This is a genomic window from Haloarcula sp. Atlit-120R (genome assembly GCF_003665885.1).
Taxonomy (GTDB): domain Archaea; phylum Halobacteriota; class Halobacteria; order Halobacteriales; family Haloarculaceae; genus Haloarcula; species Haloarcula taiwanensis.
Genome location: NZ_QPLN01000003.1, coordinates 82,642 through 105,868, shown reverse-complemented (window position 1 = coordinate 105,868; position 23,227 = coordinate 82,642). Strand labels below are relative to the sequence as shown.

Genomic DNA, 23,227 nt, shown 5'->3' with positions numbered 1-23,227 from the left:
GCCGAGGGCCACTCAGGGCTTTTGTTCCTGTGCGGACTTGCGCTCGTCTTCGAGGTCCATCTCCAGCCCCATCGTCGAGGCCCGAGAGCGGACGGCGTCGGCGTCGATAGTCGTTACGTCACCGTGTTCCATGAGGACGTTCCCGTCGACCATCGTGAACCGAACGTCGTCGCCGTGTGCCGCAAACACCAGGTGGGAGAGCACGTCGTGCAGCGGCGTCGCGCGCGTGAGGTCCGTAGTATCGAGACCGACGATGTCAGCGCGCCATCCCTCCCGAATCGCGCCGAGTTCCTCGAACCCAGCGGCTTTCGCGCCGTTTCGCGTCGCCATCTCGAAGATTTCTGCCGCCGGCGTCACCGTCGGGTCCAGCTGGTCGACTTTCTGGAGGAGACTCGCCTGTCGCATCTCGGTGAATGCGTCGAGCGTGTTGTTACAGGGCGGGCCGTCGTTGCCGATAGCGACGTTGATACCGCGGTCGCGATAGTCCCAGACGGGCGCGATGCCGCTGGCGAGTTTCATGTTTGATGACGGGCAGTGTGTGACGTGGGTTCCCGTCTCAGCGAGGACTTCGCGCTCGCTCTCGTCGGTCCAGACACAGTGCGCAAGGACCACATCCTCGCCGGTGAGTCCCACCTCGTCGAGCCAGTGGATGTTGCGCATCCCGGTATCCTCTTTCACCGTCTCGATTTCGCTCTGATTCTCACTGGCGTGGGTGTGGATGCGGACGCCGTCGTATTTATCCGCCAGTTCGCGCACGCCCCGGAGACAGGCCTCACTGCAGGAGACGGCAAAACGCGGGGTGACGGCGTACCGGATCCGGTCGTTGTAGGCACCGTGATACTGCTGAATGAGTCGCTCGGATTCGTCCAGTGCGGCCTGTGTCTCCTCTAGCAGGCCGTCCGGTGAGCGCTGGTCCATCAGCACCTTACCGAGCACGCCACGAATACCGATCTCGCCCGCTGCTTCGAAAGCGCGGTCCGCGTGTGCGACCGAGAGGTGGTCGATACAGGTCGTGGTCCCGCTTTCGATCATTTCCAGATAGCCAAGTTTCGCCGCGACCTCCATCTCCGCAGCGGTCAGGGAGGCTTCCATCGGCAGAATGTAGTCGAACAGCCAGTCGAGCAGTTCCGTGTCGTCGGCGATGCCGCGGCCGAGACTCTGTACGGAGTGGATATGGCCGCCGACGAGTCCCGGCAATAACACGTCGTAGGACTGGTGTTCGTGATCGGCGTACTGCGATTCGAGTTCGGCCCGTAAACCAACAGCCTCGATACGGTCCCCGGAGACGACGACCGCCCCGTCCTGCAGGACAGTCTCAGAATCTGCAACGACAGTCCCAGTGAGTAGCATACGTTCTGCAAGACGGTCTCTGTATAAAGAAGGTCCTCATATAGGGGCGACCACCGAGTGCAGACAAGCCGGGCACAGACGTGTGGCACTCCGTGTGTCGCGTGTGGTTCGCGGTGGTCTCACGTTTTCGGGCCGTTTCGTGTCCGTTTCTCACGGGTGATGTATCTGGTGAGTCGGGTCTGGGTACGAAACGAATCCACGCTGGCAAGTCGCTGAACGAGTCGAGTGTTTGTCTCGTACTGCTCAGTAAACAGTTCGGGATACTCAGACAGTAGCCTGTCGCCGGTGTCGATTATCTCCTGGGGGTCGGCCTGCATGGGTGTGAGAATCGCGGAGTATAGCTGTTAACTGCTTTGCTCACAGACGTACCACGGCGTGTCTCATACTGTTGGCCATCCCTCTTGCGGGAGATTTGCGGCCCCCGGGGTGGCGCAATACATCACAGGCCGACGGATGAAAGTGTCAGGTATCCATCGACGGCTTTGGCGGCGTGTGTCGCTTGTGGCGCGTGCTGGCACACCACTGAATCGTACGCTCGACGACAGATTCGCCAACACCGACTTTGTCGGCCACCATCGACGCGGAATAGTCTCTATCAATCGCGAAGTGGAGGATGCTATCGAGAGCTTGCTGGTCTATGCCCAGTTCCGCGGCATCGGTTGCACCAGTGTCTTTCACCGGATGTGTGGACTGGTTGAGGAGGTCCGATGGGACCGCAAGTGCAGCAGCCAGGGACTCGATCTCAGTCCGATAGAGATCGCCAAACAGTGAGAGATCCACGCCGTTCTCGCCGTGTTTCGCAACGGAGCCCAGCAGCCGGTCAGTCCGTGAGACCGTCCCGACGACCAGCTCATTTTTGCTGTTTGCGACGTAGTACTTACACGCCATTCGGACGCGCTCGCTGGCGTTTTGCATCGCCACGAGGTCGTCGGTCGGCTCACCGGTCTCACCGACGGCTCGTTGGAACGCCGTAAGCACTGGCTGCAGATGGATTCGGTGACAGTCGATGTCAAGCAGCGACGCGACGGTTTCAGCCGTCCGGGCAGGTCCTTCGTCGCTTAACTGTACCGGCATCACGAGTCCAGTCACGTGTTCGGCCCCGATGCCGTCGACGGCCAATGCCGCCGCAACCGCCGATTCGACACTGCCGTCAAGGGGCACGACAAGTCCATTGGCCTCCGCGTCGATGAGCTTCTTTTCCAGAAACGCTGGGAGAATCCCCTGTATCCGTCTCGTCGCTGCCGTCGACGTCGCCAATCCGTGTTGCTCACGCGGGAGTTTGAGCGTACGAGGGTGCGTTGATTTACTCACTGCTACGCTCCCGCCTCCGACAGACACACGGAGATGCGACTAACGAAACGCCTGCATCCAACCGGCCTAATCATACTGTGACGTAGGTCACTGGTACGGTATAACTGTTGTCGACAAACGTCATGGGTGTCTTCGGAAGCCTCGATATTCCTTATATCCGACGAGAGAATATCCACTAGGATACCGAGAATGCTACTCAGTGTCGAACCCGTCCGGGTATATGAGTTGAGATGCGCTACACGGTACTCAGAGTGTTGTACAGAGTGCAGATCCCGGATCGGGCGAAGAGGGGGCCTTTCGGAGAGGGCGCTCATCTCGGCTCCCGCCAGACCAGTTCTGAAAGCTATAGTAGCCATTGGAAATCAATACACACCTGATCGCACGATGGCAGTGCGAAGTGTGTAAATCGTTTCAGTGTTACTATAGACCAGATCCACTGGCAATGAGCTAAGACAGGTACCGCGCGGTTCGCTACGTCGTGAGTTCGGTCGTTTCGATGGACTTATCGGTAACAACCAGCTCTCGGTTGACAATCCAGTCGACGAGCGTACTGCTGTCAAGCTGGTCCGAGATGACACCACCGTCCGCAGTGTAGCGTCTGATTTTGTAGGAGTCCATCGCGTTCCGGTTCTCGGTGACAGCTTCGACAGCTTCGATTCGCTCGTCAGTCACAGTGTTGCGATACGTGACGCCGGGAACAAAGCTGACGGTCGGGACAGCAGTCGGACAATCCCAGTCGAACTGCTTGTGGTACTGGTCGAACTGCCAGACAAGACGGGCAGCGGAAGGCTCTGTTTCGACCGTCTCAGTAGTTGCCGTCTTCAGTGTCCGGTCCCAGTAGTCCATCACGCAGGATTTGAGATCCGCCCCGAGCTGTCCCTCGATCATCTTTTGTTCGATTGGATACCGCAACTCGATAGCTACGATGGCTTGGCTGTCAAGGTGGGTAAGACACCGCTGGCACTCCATCTCAAACACAGAAAGACCAAGCGGCCGCTCGGCTGTGAGATGGACGAGTTCGTTCCCGCAGTTTGGACACCACAGGAACAACACATCGTCGTGACTCCCAGTCAGTTCCGCCAGCACAGTCAGGTCGTCGAACGCTTTGTCGATGTCCGCATCCTGTGACTGGGCGGACTCGCCTATCGCAGTGTTGGAGTCCTCGTCCGCGTACTTCGCGATTTTGCGGTCTTTCAGTATTGTTTTGATAACCGAATCGTACGATGAATGCGACTCCGCGTTCCGTATCTTTCTCAGCTTTTCTTTTGTCCAGTCTTTTACCCGTATGCTCGCCATTTGGCGGAAGAGTATGCCAAACACTCATAGTTCCTTTGTATAATTGTCCTAAAACTTGAGTTACACCTAGGAGTGTCCAGTCGTTTCTCAGACAACAGCGGTGCAGCCGAGCAAGAGACTGGGCGTCGATAATGAGATTCAAGGGCGAGAGAACTCAGTCAGCCGACGCCGCTTTCTCGTTCGCAACAGACCACTGTGTCGGGTCGATCTCGCGTCCGTCGAACGCAGTGTATTCCGGGTACGCAGTGAATACTAGATACTCGGTGCCCTGCCGCAAGTACTCGATGAGGGTGTGCAGATTGTCGTCATCGAGACCACCCAGCCCGTCAACGAGCATGAGCGGGACAGTGTCGCTAACGTCGAACGACTGGCGGCCGGCCAGCGCTGCTACAAAGCCGATCAGTTCGAGTTCCCCCTCGCTGAGGGCATCTAAGCTCGCTTCCTGGCCGTCGCGAGCGACCACGATATCGAAGTCAGCGGTGAGGCGAGCCGTTTCGAACCCCGTCCCAAATCGGGAGAGGATGTCCTGCATCGCGGTGTCGAACGCTTCCCGTGACTCACGCTTGATTCGGTCTTTCCGGTTTCGAAGTTCCGCGAGGTCGTCCCGGAGCGATTCAAGCTCAGTCTCGAGCGTGTCGACGCGGGCCGCTCTCGTTTCGAGCTGCGCCAGTTCGTCGGCAGTGTCTTCGAGCTCAGCCTCGCGGTACTTGATCTCACTTTCGACATCCGAAAGCTCCGCCACAGCCGCATCAACGTGGTCGGAAAGCCGCTCTACGTCCTCTTGAGCCTGTTCAAGCCTGTTTCTGGCTGTATCGAGGCTCTGTTTCCGGTCGGCCAGCGTCGTTTTCAACTCAGCGATATCTTCTTCTAAATCGGCCTTTCGCCGGCGAGCCTGACTAATTTCCTCGCGCTGTGTTTCCAGTTCCTCGACAGTATCTCGGTAGGTCTCCTTCTGTGCGCGAAGCGCTGTGAGTTCGCTTCCGATTGTGTCCAGTTGGTCAGACAAATCTGCTCGTGTGGTCTCACTGCCGCAGGTCCAACAGGCGACGGTGTCCCCGGCGATATCCCGCTCCACCTCGGCCAGCAAGTCGAGCCGGTCTTCGCTGAGTACCATCTCGGTGGCCGAGTACACAGACTGGAGCACCTCAGCGTCGCGCTCCACCTCCGAGAGCCGTTCCCGCGCCTCCGAGAGCCTGTCTTCAATATCATCGTACTCCGGGATTTCGAGGGCGTCGAGGGCGTCTTTGCGGTCAGAGAGACGCTGTTCCGTCCGCTCGATACTTTGCTCCAGTCGTTCGACGCGGTTCTTGGCCTGATTCTGTTCAGTCCGTGCTTGACTGAGCTGTCGGCGCACGGACTCAGAGCTGTCGTCGCTTCCCGCCTCGTCGTCGATTGTCTCGCGTCTGGCCCGCAGGTCTTCGATTTCGTCTTCCAGTCGTGTCACTTTCTCCTGAACGCTTGGAATCCGCTTTTTCGCTTCGCGAGCCTGCGTGAGTTCCGTTTCAATCTGTTCGCGCTCCCGCTGTAACGTCTCGATCTGTGAGTCGATATTCTGGAAGTCGAGCGGCTGCAACAGCACGTCCTCCAAGTTCTCTCCTGCTCGGACGGCACGGCGGACCTCGTTTCGTTCGTCCAGGCACGCAAACAGTTCAGCGCGGATCACGTCGTACTCGTCACTGAGATACGGTTCACCCCGTCGGACCACGGTACCGTTCTCACGGCTGAGCGTCACATCGTAGGCACCGGTTGGCGTTTCGAGATGCACCGCACCGTCATCCGCCCCTTCAGTCAGTTCAGTAGAAGTGCCAAGGGCCGTCTTGATAGATTCGATGAAGCTCGATTTCCCCTGCCAGTTTGAGCCACGGACAACATTCAGTCCCGGTTCTATCGTCGCCGATCCGTCGAGTATCCCCGCGATTCGTTCGATTTCGATGGTCCAGCTCATGAGTTGTGTGCTGACAGGTTCGCGCTCCGGTGTTGCTTGCAGACGTACCCACGCTCAAGTGCGACAGCAAACGGAACACGGGTCGGACAATCCGGGCATCCGAGTTGTATCTGAGCCTCTATCTCCGCGGTGTCACCGCCGTCGATATCGCCCTTCTTCGCGAGCGAAGACAATGCTGTTTCGGCCTTCTGTTCGGCGACAGTTTTGGCCGTTGCCACACTTTCGCGCTCCCAGTTCTTTGTTGCCTCCCGGGGCTCTTTTTCCCCGTCGAGGCACTCGTTGAGATGCGTCCGCATCGTCCCCCACGAAACCATGTCATTGCGGATCGATGCACCCGGAATGCCAGTCGCCTGGAGTCGCTCTATCAGTTCGTCTCGTTGCAGATCGTCTTTGCCCCGTAATGTCTCGTAGTCACTGTCTATGCGGGTATCGAGGGCGTCACGCCCGTGTTCAGTGTAGACTTGTTTAAGAAGTCGTTTGTTGAACCACGCTGTCAACGACCGATACCCCATTTCGGTTCGGTCATCAGCACCAGTCCAGCGTGCGAGCAGCCCATCGTCGAGGGAGTCATAGACGGGGTCTGCCGACGCCAACGCGTACTTGTCGATGACCGCGTCTACTTTGCAACCGGAGTCAGCAGCCATTGTCCAGTTGTTCCGGCCTGCTCAGTAATAGTTTTTGACGGCGCGTAGCCACAGTCTGCTGTGCGTCGACGCTCCATATAAAAAGATACACCCTTAGTGTGTGATTTTGACACTGAGCTACAAAAATAAAGACGGAGTTTGTCTGCCAGCCACCATCGATGTAATATATGTGTTATGTATTCGGTAATGAGTTTTACCTGATGTGTTAGCGGCACTAGTACACGTCCGCAATACGCGACACCGTATTCGTTTTTCAGTCACCTTCCGCAGAAAGGCTGTATTGAAGACAGACCACCACTCACCGGAAATGGATAATGAAAGGGTACTTTGAGTCTTCCAAGATTTCCAGACAGAGACCGGTCTGAGAGGAGAGGTCAACTAGAGCCACTGGTGCGAAAGTTGTCGTATCCATACACATTCTAAACGATAAGAACTGTTCACTTGCTTGTCAGGAGCCGACTTTTCCAAGAGAGACAGCTGCTAGCAGACGTAGAATCATGGCGGCGTTGTAACCAAGTCAAACGTTTATACCCTCTGTCTCGTAATTGATGTAGTATGCGGAAGTTGGCCGGTGAAACCGGGCCGGCATCAGCGGACAGTGGGACGGTCGCTTCGAGAATCAAGGTACTGTTAGTCGATGACTACGGGGAGTTCCGGCGGACGACAGCGGAGCTGCTGGAACACGAAAACGACCGTATCGATGTCATCGAGGCCGCAAGTGTCGAGGATGCACTCAGCTACTTCGATTCCGAGTCGATCGACTGCATCGTCAGTGACTACGAGATGCCCGAGACTGACGGGATTGAGTTCGTAGAGACGGTGCGACAGTCTAACGGAGACCTCCCGTTTATTCTGTTGACAGGCCAAGGGAGCGAGAAACTCGCCAGCGAAGCGGTTTCCGCTGGCGTCACTGATTACTTCGTCAAAGGTGGCGGTCCGGAGCAATACGCAGTGCTCACGAACAGAATCGAGAACGCGGTCGAGTCATACCGGTTCCGCCGAGAAACTGCGCGGCTATCACGGATTAACTCACTGTTCCGGGAGATTAATCGGCAGGTACTACGGGCCTCTACAGCAGAGGAAATCAAAGAAGCCGTCTGTGAGATTCTTACCAGTTCGGACGCCTACCAGTTCGCCTGGATTGGCGAGAAGGACGAATCGGGTGATATCGTCCCCACTGCGGGCGGTGGGGACGCCTTCGAATACGTCGAAGCAATGCTCTCTAAATACGGCCGCTCGGCGTTCGACGACGGGCCGTTCGGCCACGCTATCGAAACCGGCGAACATCAGGTGATGTCCGACATCCGGGTCGAATCGTCGGGCCAGCCCTGGCGCGAGCTCGCATCGGAGTACGGTTTCCGATCGATGATCGTCCTCCCGATCCAGTACACGGGATCAGTGCCGAGTGTCATTTCGATATACGCGGACACACCATACGCTTTTGACGAGGCGGAGCAGACCGTGCTGTCAGAGCTTGCGGAAATCGTCGCTGACGGGCTCCATTCAACAGCCACGCGTGCCGAGCTCGAAATGCGCGAAGAGGTCCTGCGGACGATTACCGAAGTGTTCACCACGCGAGAAGGGGCGCTACGAGAACAGATAGCTGAACTCATGCAAGTGGGCCGCAGCGTACTGGGAACCGAGTATGCGACGCTGTCGCAGATCAATGGGATGGAATACGGTTTCGAAGTACTTCAGACACCTGACGAAACGATCTTTTCGGGAGGGACCATTCCGTTGTCAGAAACGCCCTGTGCGAAGGTTATTACGAGAGAAGAGACGGTCGTGATGACAGATGTCAATGCCGAATGTGGCGGCAGTGGTCGAGACCACATATGGGACGGCGAAGTCAATCGGTACCTCGGGACGCCACTCACTGTTGGCGAGAGTATCTACGGGACGCTCTGTTTCTACGGATCTGGGGGCAGCGGAACTGGGTTCTCAGACTGGGACGTGACACTCGTAGACCTGCTGAGCAAGTGGGTCGGAAACGAACTACAGACACAGCGGGCGGAGATGGGCTTTACGCAGTTGTACGAAACGGCAACGGACCTCTTGGGTGTGACATCGGAAGAGGAAGCCGCGAAGATCGTCGTCTCCCGGGCGCGCGATATCATCGGGCTCCCCGAGGTTGTGCTGTATACGTTCGACAGCGATACGAACGCTTTCCGCCCGCTTGCGGCCACGGATACCGAAGGGCACAGAGCGATTCCGGCGGACGACGATAGCCCTGTGAGTTCGGCCTTTTTCGCCGAAGAAACGATAGTACGTGACGAGGAGTCGACCGGTGATGCGAATGAACAGGCCATAGCTGACGGGAAAGCCGTGTTCGTCCCGCTGGGGGACCACGGCGTCATTCGGGCAGGTGACACCACCGGCGGCGTGTTCGATACCCAGACGCACCGGATTACAGAGCTCCTCGGGGCGACGATTCGAACGGCGTTCGATAGGCTAACCTACGAGACGGAACTCGAGGACAGGCAGCGCGATCTTGAGCAACAGACGGTTCAGCTTGAGCAGATGAATCGGTTGACGGAGCTAAGCCAGAAAATTCACGAGCGAGTGCTCAGGGCAGACAGTCGCTCCGAAATAGAGCAAGCGGTGTGTGATCAGTTGGTCGCGTCAGACATCTGTTCGTTTGCCTGGATCGGCGAATACGAATCCGATAACGATCGAGTCACACCACGGACGTGGGCAGGAACCGACCGTGGTTTTTTGCAAGAATCCCGCACGCCCTCGAATGAGACGCCGCCTCCACCAGCAGTCCAGACAGCCCGGACTAACGAACAGACGCTGAACAACAACATCGCGGACGGCCTCAGGGGCAAAGGGTGGCAACGACGGCTACTGGAACGAGGGTTCCAGTCAGTCGTCAGTATTCCACTTAGCTATCAGCAACTCTCCTACGGCATCCTGACCGTATACGCGAAAACGCCGGACACTTTCGATCTGCCGACACAGTCGGTACTCGAAGAGGTGAGTGAGACCGTCGGATACGCCATTAATAGTATTGAAACGAAGCAAGGGCTCGTCGCAGATCGGGCCGTCGAACTCCAGTTGGAAGCAACGGAGTCCGACGATATCATTCATCGGATCGCGGGCATCGCCGATGCAGAGGTCACATTCGAGGGTATCGTTCCACAGGGAGAGACCAGCTGTATCGTGTTTTTCAGCACTGACGCTTCCCCCGATGACTTACAAGCGTGTTTGGACACCCTCCCCCGACTTGAGCGATTAGAGTGTTTGACTGATACAGAAGACACGAGGTTGTTCGAGGCGGCAGTATCGGGAACACAGCTTGCACTGACAGTCGCCGAGCAGGGAGGGGCCCCGCAGTTACTCCGGTCCGACGGTGAGACGCTAGAGATACAGCTTGAGGTCCCACAGACTGTCGATATTCGCCAGCTCATAGCCGAATTACGGCGTTCGTGTCCAGATATCGAGCTCGTGAGCCGTCACAAGCGGGAACGTGGTGTCCAGACCCGCGAGTCATTCCACTCGGAGCTGACGGCACAGCTAACCACCCGACAGTTCGAGGTCCTGCTTGCAGCCTACTATAGCGGGTTCTATCAATCTCCCCGAGACAAGACCGGACAGGAGATCGCCGATACACTCGATATATCACAACCAACGTTTAGCCATCATCTTCGGGTCGCTGTCCGGAAACTACTCGAACAATTGTTTAGCGAAGGTGGAACGACCCAGCATCTAGATAGTTAGCGTCTGTAATTTCAGTTTGCTAGTCTGATAGAGTATATCCTGATACGGTAGCACGTCCATACAAGGAATAATGAGTCTGGAGTGGAACGAGACAGAAACTGTCTTCTGGGCAAACCAGTACGAATCACCGAGTGAAGCGATTGTGACCGCGATAGCAGCCAAAGAATCCGTCACAGAAACGAGCCTCCCGCCGTTATATAATCAGATCGACCCGGATGCCCTCGACGCGCTCGTCACAGGGCGGTCCAACGACGATATACAGATCAGTTTCACATACAGTGGGTACACCGTTCGGATCCGAGACAGCGAGACAATCGAGATCACGCCCACGTAGCTGGCTGGCAACTTCCTACTGTTCCTTCAGCGAGTACATAACCAGTGTCGTATATCCCCGATATATTATTAATAGGATACTACGTAATTTCTGTCTGCTCTCGGTAGAATCTGATAGTACAGTTCTAATACTTATATATGTATTAATAGAAGCAGATCCAGGGTCTGGTAGTGTGAATCAGAGGGGTGTCTCAACCGAGCACAAACTTACCGTACGGCGCTTTCGCCTTCATACTTACATGTTATCTATACTCAATTTTTGTGATTGCGGCGTGTAGTATAGCGAATACGTCCACATCACAGGTACAGAGATTATATGCTGACTGTGGCCAGTCAGTGACGGACAGAATTCTAGTACGTCATACAAGTAGCTATTTCTTACTGAGGAATTAGAGGGTAACGGGGGTGTAACAAAACGGTACCCCGGGTTTCGTGTATATATGTCGCTCTCGCGGCCTGAACATAAACCAATGCAGCAAGAGAGGTCATGAGTGCACCGATGGCAGAAGAAGAACAAGAGCTCTCGCGCGACCAAATGTTCGATATCCTCAGCAGTTCTAGGCGTCGATACACACTTTATTATCTGCGCCAACAGATGGAACCAGTACAGCTGACCGATTTAGCTGAGGAATTGGCCGCGTGGGAAAACGATACAACCGTTGAAGAACTCTCCTCGCAGGCCCGAAAGCGGGTGTACGTTTCGCTGTATCAGACCCATGCTCCGAAGCTGCAAGAGGCAGGGCTAATAACTTATGACGCCGATACGGGTGAGATAGCTCTTCGAGAGGATGCGCCGGAAGTTGAACCGTTCATCAGCAATGGCGATGACGAGTCAAAGTGGTATCAGTACTATGGCGCTGTAGCTTTCTTGAATGCCGTTTTGGTTATAGCAGCGATCGTCGGTGTGCCTCTGCTCAGTGCCGTTAATCCGTTAGTCATCGGACTAGTCGTCATCAGTTCATTTCTCGTGCTTTCTATTGCTCACGCGGTCTCCATGCGCCGAAGAAAAAACAATAAAACCTTCGACATCGGTGAGCCGTGAACGGAACTGTAGGCTGATCAAAAAGACACCCCCCAAGGGTGTGTTATTCTTCGTCGTCGGCCGCACTGTCCGGCAGTAACTGATCAGGCGACCGTTTGTACATCGGAGTGCTCGCGAATTCCGAGATCCGTTCCATTTCGCTGTCGGAGATATGTTCCGGCATACACCGCTACCTGTAACTGTTACAGTTTAGTAATTGAGTTCATATTTGAGGTAGTCAGCTTCTTCTAGACGGTTGTCAGTTGTCGATGTCCAGAGCATATTTGCATCGGGCTTTCGGGATTTCGTTATAAGTGTCTGAATTTTGTGATACTGTGAGCGCTTGTCCAGACGTTGGCTGGGGGAGTGGTCATACATATATTAGTAAGGCTATAATATCTGTTCGTCAGTTACGATTTCGGGTGTCAGCCGCGCCTGGTCTGGTAGATATCAGTGACTTTCTCATGACTTGATTTTAATTTGAAGAGGACGGTAGTGACTCAACAATTCTTCGTGGGGTCGGCGAAGCCATAGCAAAGTGTCTGACGCCAGTAGGCATAGCTAAGGAGCTAAGACCGGAGTGAGCCGGAAAGGCGGTGTGAACGAAGCCGCTCCAGCTCACTGTCAAAGTGGAGAGAGCGATCCGAGTCGACAGCGACTATACAGGGCACGAGCGTCCCTGAGGGGGGTGGTAAGGATTGGGCCGGTGTTGTGGATGTCGGGTAGCTGCCCTCTCCGTTAGACTCTTACACGCAAGGATGTATTGTTATAGTTGTGTTATTCTGGCATAGCTGAGCTTACCACCACGACGTACTAGAGCGACAGTAGCTGCTCAGATTGATTAAGTGCCAAAGCCAACGAAGGCACCCACTGACAGTATTTGAGAGGACGTTGTTGGTTTGGAGATTCAGGCGTAACGATTACAGTTAAAATAGCCCGCATGAGATTGTCAATTAGGACCCGTAGATACAGAACTATTGGTATGGATGTACAGAGAAGTTTGAGTGATCCTGTGGCTAAGTTCAGTATCCACATACGTCACAGAACAGTGTCATCCACAGTCCAAACCTAGCGAATAGCGAAGTAATTTGATCTTACTTCCTGGGATTATGAGTTTTGTTGAGTGCGAAGTCGCAGGATAGGCTGGTAAGTAACTGGGTTGTAATTTACATAAGAATGCCGTGTATAGAGACGCAATCTTTAATATAGTAATTACACCTTTCCGAGATATGCTCGATGTCAGCGCGGTAGAGAGAGAGTATAAATATCGTCTTAATATGAGATCAGGACTACTGGACCGGAGTCAGGATTCGCGGTTGACACACAAGTGTTTGAGTTTGTCAATATCAGGACATTTGAATGGAGTAGCGACTGAATGATGACCTCAGAGGAGTGGGAGGACGTAGCAACAGACCCGGACTGGGAATCGGACCTAGGTTACGAGATGGAAGAACTCACTGTTGTCAAATCTTCCACAGATTCACAGTTGATATTTTTGCCAGAGCACGAGTCACAACTTGGTGAAGAAGAGTTCATTGTTATTCATTCGGACTCACTTCGAGATCTACGCCGATAGCTGAACGGCGCTGGTGACCGAAAGGATGTGCGGTTTGCTTACATGTGATAAGCTCTGATTAGTAGCAGCATTACAATGTGGCACCTGGGAAAGCGTGTGAGTGATGAAAGCAGTAGTCCTCGCAGCTGGGAGGGGAACACGACTCCAGCCACTGACTGATAACCTTCCAAAAGCGTTAGTCAAGGTAAACGGAGAGCCGCTTTTGACACACTGTCTTGACGAACTCGTTTCACTTGATGCGGACGAGTTTGTTATCGTCGTCGGATATCGCCAAGAGCAGATTATCGACTACTACGGGAACTCGTACGATGGTGTCCCGATAACGTATGTTCATCAGGAGGAGCCTGCTGGGCTAGCACACGCTTTATTACAGGCCGAACAGGAAATTGAGAAGGATTTTATGCTGATGCTGGGAGACAATGTGTTTCGAGGAAACCTCGACACAGTCGTGCAACGACAACGAGAGCAACGCGTCGACTGCGCATTTCTGGTAGAAGAGGTCCCGGAGAACGAGGCGTCTCGGTATGGCGTTTGCGTGACGAATAAATACGGTGAGATAACCGATGTGGTAGAAAAGCCGGACGACCCTCCATCTAATCTGGTCATGACCGGCTTTTACACGTTTTCTCCAGCAATATTCAAAGCATGTCGCCTGGTTCAGCCCTCTGATCGGGGCGAGTACGAACTCAGCGATGCCATTGATTTACTGATGGACAGCGGAAGAACCATCGACGCCGTTCGTCTTAACGGATGGCGTATCGACGTTGGATATCCTGAAGACAGAGATGCTGCAGAACAGCGTCTTTCAAAGGAAGCAGCCGCGCCGCCCACTAGCGGCGGGAATATCCAACAATAGTCCGCCTCTAAAGCGCTCCCAAATCACCGTTGTGTTGGTCCCGGTGAGCCGATGGCGAATTATATGTGATTCGACTCATTGTTTTCGGGCGCCAAATTCAATGATCCAATTTCTGTGGCTTCTCAGTAGTGCCCAAGCTAGAACATCGTACACCACAGCTATTCATACGGGAACTGCTACTGGAAGCACCGTTCAGATTATCGGCCAACAGCACGCGCTAGCAGTAGTATAACAAAACAGGAGGGGTATATTAGCGTAGCTATGTGCGCTAGCTGGGTCCGACAGTTTGTGGGTGTGTTCGTCGTCTGGCTATCGACGACGCTGGGAGGTATGATGTTTATTGGTCGGTGGAACCCGTTATTGTATTACTTGCTCAGCTATGCGGGGTTTCTCTTTGCAGTTGAGCTCAGTAAACCAGACGGCCCTAGGCCGAAGAATCACAGGCGACTGCGCTGGGTTTCCATGAGTGGGTTTGTGGTGTTTGTTTACGGGGTTGTATCGTGGGTACAGGCAGTTATTGCAACCATGCCGGCGTAGGCCAAACTCACGAATGTTGTGCCTAATAGTGACAGGTAGGCTATACTAATATATTGAAGGCGATATCAACTTCATAGAAGGATTACATGGTATCGGTCAGCGTTGTCATCGCGACACTGAAGCCGCGGGATGAGATTGAAGCAATTCAGTGCCTCGAGCAACAGGCATTCGACGACTTCGAGGTTATCGTCTGCGATGAGAGCCCAGTAACCAGAGCACGGAATGAAGGGATCAGACGTGCCTCAAGCGACAAAATCGTGTTTCTCGATGATGATTCACGAGTTCGACCGGGATATCTTCGAAAAGCCAACGAAGTCCTCGAAACAGAGGCGGCCTACGCCGGTCGAACCGTTCACCCAGCAGATGACGTATTTGCCCGACATTTCACCGGTCATTACGATTGGGGAGACGATGCGTGCTACGTCAGACACTTCTGGGGGTGTAACATGGGCGTTCACAGGGACGTATTCAGGACCGTCGGTGGATGGGACGAGCAGATGGGGTGGGGTCACGAAGAAAAAGAACTTGCCAGGCGAGTCAGCAGCAAGTTTGATATTCTCTACGATCCCGAACTCATTGTCGATCATCCGTACGCGTCTTCTATTACCGAATACTGGCGGAAGCAGTATAAACTCGAAACGAAGAGTCCATACTACTGGTCAAAGTGTAACATCTCGCGAGCTGATCAACTAAAGAACATTTCCTGTGAAGCATTTGACCCACTGAATTACATCAGAATAACGCCAACAGCTACCGTGGTAGAGGCGGGGAGTACCGTTGCGAAGACAGCCGGGCGTCTTCGAGGGTTCCTTAGTCACCCCCAGCAAGAAGCGGATAGGGGCGAGGTACCAGAGATTGATCGGCCTTCCCAGTCCGCAGACCCGTCAGAATAATCTTAGACTGATTCCGTCAGTGCTGGATTGGGGCAACCTGACAGCTACTGCAGCGATTCTATCCGTGGACAAAGTCGGAGGAGATTCTGTGTTAGTCACTCGCCGAAGCCATGTTCACCATATCCATCCTCACCGTATCCACGATAGAATAGCTCTCGCTTCACAAGCACTGCAGCGATAAACGAGAGACCAGTCGCGACGAGGGCAAGAACGGTCCGCCGGGTGGCCTGCTCCGACTCCATGGTCTTGGTCTCATCATCTGAAGGCATCAGTACCGTGGAATAGTCCTTCTTGCTCCTGTAGCTACGCTATGTCGGCGGCTATTTTGATCCATCGCTATCAGGAATCCAATGACGGGGCGCGTTTTAGTAAACAGGCCATACTGTCAGTCATGCTGTAGCATATCCTGCTGTTGATCGCCATGTGGTTTGGACATGGGCCTAGCTACCACGTATATAGAGGGCACAGAAAGTAAACGCCGACTTGTGGCTGTCGTCGTATGTGTACTCGAGAAGGGAGAATCAAGTCACGACCGAACATCTACGTAGTTGCTGATATGAGTGTTCTGATTGGGAGTCCGACAAGTCCGAGTTAGTAGTCATATAACCACACCGTGCGTGTTCCAAAACCCCATGAGATGGGTGCGTACTGATACAGAGTTTCAGATATGGACCCAGTCGTATTAAGAGAGCGGCCGGTTGTTGCAGACTGCCAGAGTTAGCAGTACGAGGTTACTACTATTGGGGCTACTGTCCCACTCTCAACCGATGACGTACACTGTCGCAGTCATTGGGACTGGCGCAGATCCGGACGACCCGGATACCGACGGGTTCGCAATGGCATACAGACATGCAGGCGCGTACAGGCGGCTAGGTTCGTGTGAAATTACCGCATGTGCCGACGTCGTCCCGGAAAATGCCAAGAACTTCGGTGAACGATGGAATCTCCCAGACGGAAACATCTACACAGATACTGAAAAGATGCTCGCTGCTGTCGAACCCGACATCGTCAGTGTCTGTGTTCCGCCCCATATCCATGCACCTGTCGTGATGACGTGTGCTGATAGCGGGGTAATGGACGCGATCCACTGCGAAAAGCCGATGGCAACGAGATGGGAGGACTGTCAGACAATGGTGTCGGCCTGTAAGCGGGCCGGCATCCAACTCACGTTCAATCATCAACGGCGATTCGGGAAGCCCTTCCGGAAGGCCAAGTCGCTGCTTGAAAACGGAAAGATAGGCTCATTAGAGCGAATTGAACTTGGTGGAAAAAATCTGTTCGACTACGGGTCACACCTGTTTGACCTCTGTGGGTATTTCACTGATCAAGCAATGTCGAAGTGGGTGATGGCTGGGATCGAATACAGCGAGGAAAACGTACAGTTCGGGGCCCACAACGAGAATCAGGCCATCGCGCAATGGCGGTATACAAACGGTGTCAACGGGCTTGCATCGACAGGGGACGGTGGCATTGTCGACTGTCATATGCGACTGCTTGGTACAGACGGAGTAATAGAAATCGGCGGCGAGGTTCCCCTACGGCTCCGGACCGGGAAAAGCTGGGCAACAATCGACACTGATGGAGAGGATGTGCATGGGCCCAACGAAACAATATTCGACGCTGCAAAACAGAAGCTCAGCGCTCGAATACCGGGAGTCACTGTAGAGAACACAAGACCCGAAACCTATATCGACCGTGCCATTGCGGACACCGTCGACGCACTTGCCACAGGCCGTGAACCCGAGCTTTCAGCAGACAATGCACTGCAGGCAACAGAGCTGATATTCGGGTGCTGGGAATCCGCTCGCCGGTGTGGGCGAGTCGATTTCCCGCTGGAAATCGACGATAACCCGCTGGAGTCGATGGTTGAAAGTGGACAAGTCCTCACCGCTGACAATCAGTAAACCCCAGTACACTCGACCAGTTGCAACCAAGAGGGGGTCGTCAGGAGACGCCCTGATAGTTCAGCGGTGTCGCAGTTATCCCGTTCATAACAAACAGAGGGTATCCAAAGTGTGTAGCAACGGAGAGTCTATGCAGGCACAGCAATATAGAGTATTACGTCGGCAGAACACATTTCAGTTTAGCAGAGTGGCTCGACACAGACGTGACGAGGAGTTTGGACGACGATGCTAGATAAACTAAAACGGCTGATAAAGCGACTGCTCCCTGCCAGTGACGATGTCATGGAACAGGCTGTCAAAAGTGGCGTTTGGGTCGGCGTCATGAACGTCACTGAACGGGGGTTAGAGTTGCTGTTGCTAGTCATCGTCGCTTCACTGTTGTCCCCACGTGCATTCGGGTTGATGGGAATCGCGCTGTTGACGCTATCCTCACTCAAGAAATTCTCGGAGTTGGGCATCAAGTCTGCTCTGATACAGGCCGAGGAGGACAATGTCGACGACGAACTCAACACGGCTTGGACAATTGAGACAGCGAGAGGGACGGTAATTGGCGTAATCCTGTTCCTTGGGGCACCGTTTATAGCTTCGTTATTTAACCAACCTGCGGCGACCGACCTATTTCGGGTCATCGCCCTTTCGCCGTTTATTGTTGGGTTACAAAACCCTGCTGTCGTCTATTTTCAGAAGAGTCTAGATTTCCACAAAGAGTTCGTCTACAGAGTCAGCGGTGCGGTGGCATACTTCGTCGTCACCGTGGGTATAGCTCTGTATGATCCAACCGTCTATGCACTGGCAATCGGATTCATCGCCGGCGATGCCGCCCGGTTTCTCGTCTCGTATATCGCAGACGGATACCGGCCATGGCCGTCGTTTGACCTCGGTGTTGCGAAAAAGCGGTACAGTTTCGGGAAGTGGGTTACAGCCAACTCGATCCTCTATTTCCTGTACAGTAGAGGGGATGATGCATTTGTCGGCTGGGCGCTCATGGCGAGTGCACTAGGGTTTTATCAGCTTGCCTACCGGCTCTCGAACGCACCGGCGACCGAAATCACACAGACAATTTCCAGTGTGACGTTTTCGGCATATTCGAAGGTCCAGAACGATGTCGATAAGCTCCGATCCGGATATCTCCAGACGCTCAGGATGACCACTCTGGCCTCGTTCCCAGCAGCTATGGGTATCGCGGCGGTCGCACCCGCATTCGTCGAAGCATTCTTCACTCCAGAGTGGCGGCCGATGGTCCCCGTAATGCAGTTGCTAGCTATCTATGGGCTACTGCGTTCGATGGGTGCGACGATGGGGCCAGTCTGGAAAGCGGTCGGACGGCCAGACTATATTGCTAAACTCTCCGCTGTACGTGTGACTCTCATTGCGATATTCATCTATCCAGCCACGATGATGTACGGAATCGAGGGGACCGCGGCCCTCATTACGGGCATCTACATCTTCCCGATGATGCCGATAGACACCTATCTTATTTCCCGGACAGTTGAGGCGTCTCCGGTTCGAGTGCTCAGGGAGGTCTCGTATCCACTGGCAGCAAGTCTCGGGATGGCAGCTGCGGTGACCTACGTCTATCAGACAGTGACTCTCAACGCGCCGGTATTGGAGTTTATTCTGATGGTTCTGGTCGGTATCGGAGTCTATGTGGCCCTGGCTCTGGCTCTCATGTTTAGTTTCAATTGGGAAGTCAAGCAGAACCTCGAATCCATATTCGATACGTTGGCGTGATCAAAATGAAACAGGTAATCCAGATCAATTGGCTCGGCGAACGGAAAGGTAAAGCGCGATGAAGCGTCGAACAGTACTTGCTGGTGTCCTCCCGTTCTTACAGGGTGGGCGCTGGTTAGATCAGCTGTTGCTCGTTAATCAAGGTGAGATCGTTCAAAAGCGGTTCGTCGGCATTGCAGAGGGGGAGACGACTGAAATCGCCTCCATTGACAATGACGAGACAACCGTTTCGTCAAAGCACGAGGGCCAACTTGGGCAATCACCCGGGGAGATCTCGACAGCGGTCGCAACTTCGCTGCGGGAAACATACGACTCTGTACAATTCCAAGTCACAGTCGACCACGCTGACGGTACTATCAACATGTTCAGCCGGACCGGATCGGTAGAGTACCGGGCGTCAAGAACGCTGTACAACGGAGTTACAGTGGGCGACCACATTTCGTTTCAAACATCTCTCCTGAACAGAGACACCATCATCTCGTTGTCGTGTCTGGCAAAGGAAGAAGAGTCGCTACAGCGTCGGTGCCGGGTTGACATCGAAGACCCGACCGGGTAATCACAGGAGCGTTCGGCGTCACCCCCGGGTCGTGGACACTGCACAGCGAGGACGAGTCGGGGGCGGCCTATCGCATTCGGATTGGGAGCGGGCCCGGGATTACAGTAGCAAAGTGGGCCGGTTTTAGACGGTATAACAATACGTCCGACAGCGGTCCCACCAGTCAGGGATGTACACGCTGGAGTCTTTGAAACATGGCCTCGATGAACCACACAAGATTTTCCAGGAGGTCAACCGCCTCTACTATCGCCGACTCCGGACGTGGCCGTACAACCGCGACGGCATCGACGTCTTTGCTAGGGACTGGGACCACCTCCTCATTCTGGATGCGTGTCGCTACGACATGTTCAAGCAGCAGAGCTCGCTTCCCGGGACACTGGAGTCAGTAGAATCGAGGGCCTCCGACACAAAGGAATTCCTCAAAGCGAACTTTCACGGGCGCAAGTTCCTCGATACGGTGTACGTAACGGGAAGCCCGATGTTGCACAGGCATCGAGACAGGGTAGAGACGCGGTTTCACGACATCGTCGACGTGTGGAGGGAGGACGGCTGGGACGAGGAGTACCGGACGGTCCTCCCAGAAACGATGACCGAAGCCGCGATACAGGCGAAAGAGCGGTACCCCAACAAGCGACTGCTGGTCCACTACCTCCAGCCACACTACCCGTTCCTCGGGCCGACTGGACAGGAAAATTTCGACCTAGACAGGCTTAATTTCGAGTGGCACAAGCTCCTCAGCGGGGAAATAGACGTCTCCGACGAGGTCGTCGAGCGTGCGTTCAGGGAGAACCTCGACGTGGTGTTGCCCGAGGTCGAGCGGCTCTTCGACGAGTTTTCGGGGAAGACGGTCGTCACCGCGGACCACGGGCAGGTCATCGGTGAGCGGAGTTTTCCGGTGCCGATAAGGGAGTATGGACACCCGGGTGGGGTGTACGCCGACGGGCTGGTCACGGTCCCGTGGCTGACATACGAGCGCGGCGATCGCCCAGAAATCACTTCTGAGAATCTCGCCGGTTCCGACACGTCCGAACAGGACGAAGAGACCGCCCGCGAGCGACTCGGGCATCTCGGCTACGTGAACTGACTCGAGACCCAGGTCGCGTCGTCGCCGGACCGGAACCACGCGACTGAGGCCCGGTAAGCGAGTCGGGAACTGAGGTCGCCAGCGTTACACTCTGCCGCATCTTGCTGTTAATACCTTCTTACTTCTGGTCCTGCTCGGCAATATCGGCTGGCGTTCGATAGTTTTACTGTCATTTTCGTTTGTAATTTTCTTTTAATAATGATATGCAAGATAGATTGCATGGGTGGCAAGTACTTCAAAAGCCACCTAACCCGCAACAACGAATAAAATAGTAAATAGGGATTACCGGAGTGTGACCAACGAAGAACAGAATCGCTCGCACGACAGTGAGGAGGTGTCGCGGGAGGACAGGATTCCGACAGACGCGACCGTCGTAGACCGCCGCACGTGCCTGAAATTAGCAGGTGTTGCCACCGCGGCCCTGGCGGGATGTACCGGTAAAGGTGGTCCTACCACGGGCAGTTCGGCGGCACAGTTCGGCTACGGCGGCGAGCCCGCAGTGACGTCCCAGCTCGCCGCGGTCGACGTTTCGGAGGTGGCCGGGGACGCCAGCGTGGCGAAGTCGGTCAGCAGCCTCGACGTGGGTTCTCGGCTCTCGACGACGCTGTCTCCGGGCTCGTCCGATCTCTTCGCGTTTCGGCCCGACACCGAGGACGTGACTGTCACGTTCACGCCCGGCCCCGACACGGGGCCCGCGGCCCTCGGGGTGTTCAACCCCGACGGTGAACTGGTGTCACAGGCGTACGCGAGTTCGGCGGCCCCGGTGTATCTCCCGGAATCACTCTCTACCAGCGCGACACATTATCTGCAAGTCATGGACGTCGGTCGGGGCGGTGGCGATTACTCGCTGGCCCTCTCGACCGGCACCACGACGCAGTCCCAGTCCCCGTACGAGGGGACGGTCCGGTCGATTCCGGGCCGTATCCAGGCCCAGAACTTCGACATCGGCGGCGAAGGCGAGGCGTATCACGACACGTCCGCCGGGAACATCTACGGGTCCGCCAGCCGGGACACCGACGTGGACATCCGACCGACCGGGGACGAGTCCGGGACGTACAACGTCGGCTACTTCCAGGCCGGGGAGTGGCTCGAATACACGACCGACGTCTCGCCGGGGACGTACGACATCAGCCTGCGAGTGGCGTCGGCGCTCTCGGACGGCCAACTCGAACTGTCCCTCGGCGACCGGACCCTCGCGACCGTCACCGTGCCCAACACGGGCGACTGGACCTCGTGGGAGACCGTCACGGTCGAGGACGTCGAGATAACGGCCGAACAGCAATCGACGCTGCGGGTCGAGGCGCTGGATTCCGGCGTGGAGTTCAACTGGGTCGAATTCGAGAAAGTCGACGTACAAGACCCGTACAACGGGACGGCCGCGACGATTCCCGGCCGTATCCAGGCCCAGAACTACGACACTGGTGGGGAGGGCGTCGCCTACTCCGATACGACGGCCGGCAACGAGTACGACACCGGGTACCGCGACACCGACGTCGACATCCGGGAGACCCAGGACAGCACCGGGGAGTACAACGTCGGCTACTTCGAGGACGGCGAGTGGCTCGAATACTCCGCCGACGTCTCGCCGGGCCAGTACGACATCAGGGTCCGCGTGGCGACGACCCGGGACGACAGACAGCTCCGGTTCACGCTCGGCGAGCGGACGCTCGGTACAGTCGACGTCCCCAACACGGGCGACTGGACGGCGTGGACGACCGCGACCCTGGAGGACGTGACCATCGACGCCGACGGACAGCAGGTCCTCCGGGTCGAGGCCGTCGGCTCCGGCATCGACTTCAACTGGGCCGAGTTCGTCGTCGCCGGCAACCAGCCGTACGACGGCGTCCCGGTTCTGCCGGGCCGAGTGCAGGCCCAGAACTACGACCTCGGCGGCGAGGGCGTGGCGTACCACGACACCACCGCCGGGAGCGAGTACGACCTCGACTACCGCGACTCCGACGTGGACATCCGGCAGACACAGGACGTCTCCGGCGAGTACAACGTCGGCTACTTCGAGGACGGCGAGTGGCTCGAATACACCGTGGAGGTGCCGGCCGGAACCTACGACGTCGACGTCCGCGTGGCGACGACCCGCGACGACAGGCAACTGCGGGTGTCGCTCGACGGCGAACGGGTTGGCACGGTGGCCGTCCCGAACACGGGCGACTGGACCGCCTGGGAGACGGCGACGCTGCCGGACGTGACGGTCGATTCCGGTGGCGAACACGTCATCCAGGTCAAGGCGGTCGGGTCCGGTATCGACTTCAACTGGTTCGAGTTCCGGGAGGCGACCGAAACGGAGACCGAGACCGCGACGCCGACGGAGACCGAGACGGCCACACCGACTGAAACGGCCACGCCGACAGAGACGGAAACGGCGACGCCGACACCGACGGAGACCGAGACCGCGACCGACGACTTCGGCAGCGAAGGCTACGGGATGGGTGGGTACGGGGGTACCCAATAAGAC

18 protein-coding genes are annotated in these 23,227 nt (G+C 55.6%); 11 read left to right on the top strand and 7 right to left on the bottom strand.

The window, feature by feature from the left end; genetic code table 11:
* Positions 1 to 12: 12 nt before the first annotated feature.
* From DVK01_RS12360 to rdfA, 6 genes are all read right to left on the bottom strand, one after another.
* Positions 13 to 1,350, bottom strand: coding sequence for a 5'-deoxyadenosine deaminase (locus DVK01_RS12360; protein WP_121536937.1), 1,338 nt, complete (start codon positions 1,348 to 1,350; stop codon positions 13 to 15).
* A 119-nt stretch (positions 1,351 to 1,469) separates the two neighbouring features.
* Positions 1,470 to 1,667 (bottom strand): 30S ribosomal protein S17, encoded by a 198-nt coding sequence (locus DVK01_RS12355; protein WP_101351682.1) that lies wholly within the window; start codon positions 1,665 to 1,667, stop codon positions 1,470 to 1,472.
* 145 nt (positions 1,668 to 1,812) lie between these two features.
* Positions 1,813 to 2,661 carry an NAD(+) synthase gene (nadE, locus tag DVK01_RS12350; RefSeq protein WP_198560271.1) on the bottom strand — a complete coding sequence of 283 codons (849 nt, stop codon included), beginning with the start codon at positions 2,659 to 2,661 and terminating at the stop codon, positions 1,813 to 1,815.
* A gap of 471 nt (positions 2,662 to 3,132) precedes the next feature.
* Positions 3,133 to 3,957 carry a hypothetical protein gene (locus tag DVK01_RS12345; RefSeq protein ID WP_101351680.1) on the bottom strand — a complete coding sequence of 275 codons (825 nt, stop codon included), beginning with the start codon at positions 3,955 to 3,957 and terminating at the stop codon, positions 3,133 to 3,135.
* Between the two features lie 154 nt (positions 3,958 to 4,111).
* Positions 4,112 to 5,902 carry an archaea-specific SMC-related protein gene (locus DVK01_RS12340; protein ID WP_101351679.1) on the bottom strand — a complete coding sequence of 597 codons (1,791 nt, stop codon included), beginning with the start codon at positions 5,900 to 5,902 and terminating at the stop codon, positions 4,112 to 4,114.
* Positions 5,899 to 6,546, bottom strand: coding sequence for a rod-determining factor RdfA (gene rdfA, locus DVK01_RS12335; protein ID WP_101351678.1), 648 nt, complete (start codon positions 6,544 to 6,546; stop codon positions 5,899 to 5,901). Before rdfA ends, DVK01_RS12340 begins: the two co-directional genes overlap by 4 nt.
* 555 nt (positions 6,547 to 7,101) lie before the next feature.
* Here rdfA and DVK01_RS12330 point away from each other — a divergent pair.
* From DVK01_RS12330 to DVK01_RS12300, 6 genes are all read left to right on the top strand, one after another.
* Positions 7,102 to 10,266, top strand: a complete 3,165-nt coding sequence (locus DVK01_RS12330; RefSeq protein WP_101351677.1) for a GAF domain-containing protein — start codon at positions 7,102 to 7,104, stop codon at positions 10,264 to 10,266.
* Between the two features lie 70 nt (positions 10,267 to 10,336).
* Positions 10,337 to 10,600, top strand: coding sequence for a HalOD1 output domain-containing protein (locus tag DVK01_RS12325; RefSeq protein WP_101351676.1), 264 nt, complete (start codon positions 10,337 to 10,339; stop codon positions 10,598 to 10,600).
* 498 nt (positions 10,601 to 11,098) lie between these two features.
* Positions 11,099 to 11,641: a hypothetical protein gene (locus DVK01_RS12320; RefSeq protein WP_121536935.1), complete on the top strand. Its 543-nt coding sequence runs from the start codon at positions 11,099 to 11,101 to the stop codon at positions 11,639 to 11,641.
* 1,354 nt (positions 11,642 to 12,995) lie between these two features.
* Positions 12,996 to 13,196 carry a hypothetical protein gene (locus DVK01_RS12315; RefSeq protein WP_053968816.1) on the top strand — a complete coding sequence of 67 codons (201 nt, stop codon included), beginning with the start codon at positions 12,996 to 12,998 and terminating at the stop codon, positions 13,194 to 13,196.
* A gap of 103 nt (positions 13,197 to 13,299) precedes the next feature.
* Positions 13,300 to 14,052, top strand: a complete 753-nt coding sequence (gene aglF, locus DVK01_RS12310; protein ID WP_121536933.1) for a UTP--glucose-1-phosphate uridylyltransferase AglF — start codon at positions 13,300 to 13,302, stop codon at positions 14,050 to 14,052.
* Positions 14,053 to 14,675: 623 nt separating this feature from the next.
* On the top strand, positions 14,676 to 15,482 hold the full coding sequence (locus DVK01_RS12300; protein WP_101351672.1) for a glycosyltransferase family 2 protein: 807 nt from the start codon (positions 14,676 to 14,678) through the stop codon (positions 15,480 to 15,482).
* A 95-nt stretch (positions 15,483 to 15,577) separates the two neighbouring features.
* Here the strand turns inward: DVK01_RS12300 and DVK01_RS22260 are convergent, their stop codons facing one another.
* Positions 15,578 to 15,751, bottom strand: coding sequence for a hypothetical protein (locus DVK01_RS22260; RefSeq protein WP_198560270.1), 174 nt, complete (start codon positions 15,749 to 15,751; stop codon positions 15,578 to 15,580).
* A 498-nt stretch (positions 15,752 to 16,249) separates the two neighbouring features.
* On the opposite strand from DVK01_RS22260, the gene DVK01_RS12295 reads away from it, so the two are divergent.
* The 5 genes from DVK01_RS12295 (at position 16,250) to DVK01_RS12275 (ending at position 23,224) form a co-directional block, all read left to right on the top strand.
* Entirely contained in the window at positions 16,250 to 17,386 is a 1,137-nt protein-coding gene (locus DVK01_RS12295) for a Gfo/Idh/MocA family protein (protein ID WP_101351671.1), read from the top strand.
* A 225-nt stretch (positions 17,387 to 17,611) separates the two neighbouring features.
* Positions 17,612 to 19,117, top strand: a complete 1,506-nt coding sequence (locus DVK01_RS12290) for a lipopolysaccharide biosynthesis protein (RefSeq protein WP_121536931.1) — start codon at positions 17,612 to 17,614, stop codon at positions 19,115 to 19,117.
* A 58-nt stretch (positions 19,118 to 19,175) separates the two neighbouring features.
* On the top strand, positions 19,176 to 19,673 hold the full coding sequence (locus DVK01_RS12285) for a hypothetical protein (RefSeq protein ID WP_101351669.1): 498 nt from the start codon (positions 19,176 to 19,178) through the stop codon (positions 19,671 to 19,673).
* 169 nt (positions 19,674 to 19,842) lie between these two features.
* On the top strand, positions 19,843 to 20,757 hold the full coding sequence (locus tag DVK01_RS12280) for a hypothetical protein (RefSeq protein ID WP_101351668.1): 915 nt from the start codon (positions 19,843 to 19,845) through the stop codon (positions 20,755 to 20,757).
* Positions 20,758 to 21,049: 292 nt separating this feature from the next.
* The gene (locus DVK01_RS12275; RefSeq protein WP_101351667.1) at positions 21,050 to 23,224 is read left to right on the top strand and encodes a carbohydrate-binding domain-containing protein; all 2,175 of its coding nucleotides are present in this window, start codon (positions 21,050 to 21,052) and stop codon (positions 23,222 to 23,224) included.
* Positions 23,225 to 23,227: the final 3 nt, after the last annotated feature.

Coding starts and splice junctions, on each gene's coding strand:
- DVK01_RS22260 (WP_198560270.1), bottom strand. CDS start 15,751: ATGCCTTCAGATGATGAGACCAAGACCATGGAGTCGGAGCAGGCCACC.
- DVK01_RS12285 (WP_101351669.1), top strand. CDS start 19,176: ATGAAGCGTCGAACAGTACTTGCTGGTGTCCTCCCGTTCTTACAGGGT.
- DVK01_RS12345 (WP_101351680.1), bottom strand. CDS start 3,957: ATGGCGAGCATACGGGTAAAAGACTGGACAAAAGAAAAGCTGAGAAAG.
- DVK01_RS12340 (WP_101351679.1), bottom strand. CDS start 5,902: ATGAGCTGGACCATCGAAATCGAACGAATCGCGGGGATACTCGACGGA.
- DVK01_RS12330 (WP_101351677.1), top strand. CDS start 7,102: ATGCGGAAGTTGGCCGGTGAAACCGGGCCGGCATCAGCGGACAGTGGG.
- DVK01_RS12295 (WP_101351671.1), top strand. CDS start 16,250: ATGACGTACACTGTCGCAGTCATTGGGACTGGCGCAGATCCGGACGAC.
- DVK01_RS12355 (WP_101351682.1), bottom strand. CDS start 1,667: ATGCAGGCCGACCCCCAGGAGATAATCGACACCGGCGACAGGCTACTG.
- DVK01_RS12300 (WP_101351672.1), top strand. CDS start 14,676: ATGGTATCGGTCAGCGTTGTCATCGCGACACTGAAGCCGCGGGATGAG.
- DVK01_RS12290 (WP_121536931.1), top strand. CDS start 17,612: ATGCTAGATAAACTAAAACGGCTGATAAAGCGACTGCTCCCTGCCAGT.
- DVK01_RS12320 (WP_121536935.1), top strand. CDS start 11,099: ATGGCAGAAGAAGAACAAGAGCTCTCGCGCGACCAAATGTTCGATATC.
- aglF (WP_121536933.1), top strand. CDS start 13,300: ATGAAAGCAGTAGTCCTCGCAGCTGGGAGGGGAACACGACTCCAGCCA.
- DVK01_RS12315 (WP_053968816.1), top strand. CDS start 12,996: ATGATGACCTCAGAGGAGTGGGAGGACGTAGCAACAGACCCGGACTGG.
- DVK01_RS12280 (WP_101351668.1), top strand. CDS start 19,843: ATGTACACGCTGGAGTCTTTGAAACATGGCCTCGATGAACCACACAAG.
- DVK01_RS12360 (WP_121536937.1), bottom strand. CDS start 1,350: ATGCTACTCACTGGGACTGTCGTTGCAGATTCTGAGACTGTCCTGCAG.
- DVK01_RS12325 (WP_101351676.1), top strand. CDS start 10,337: ATGAGTCTGGAGTGGAACGAGACAGAAACTGTCTTCTGGGCAAACCAG.
- rdfA (WP_101351678.1), bottom strand. CDS start 6,546: ATGGCTGCTGACTCCGGTTGCAAAGTAGACGCGGTCATCGACAAGTAC.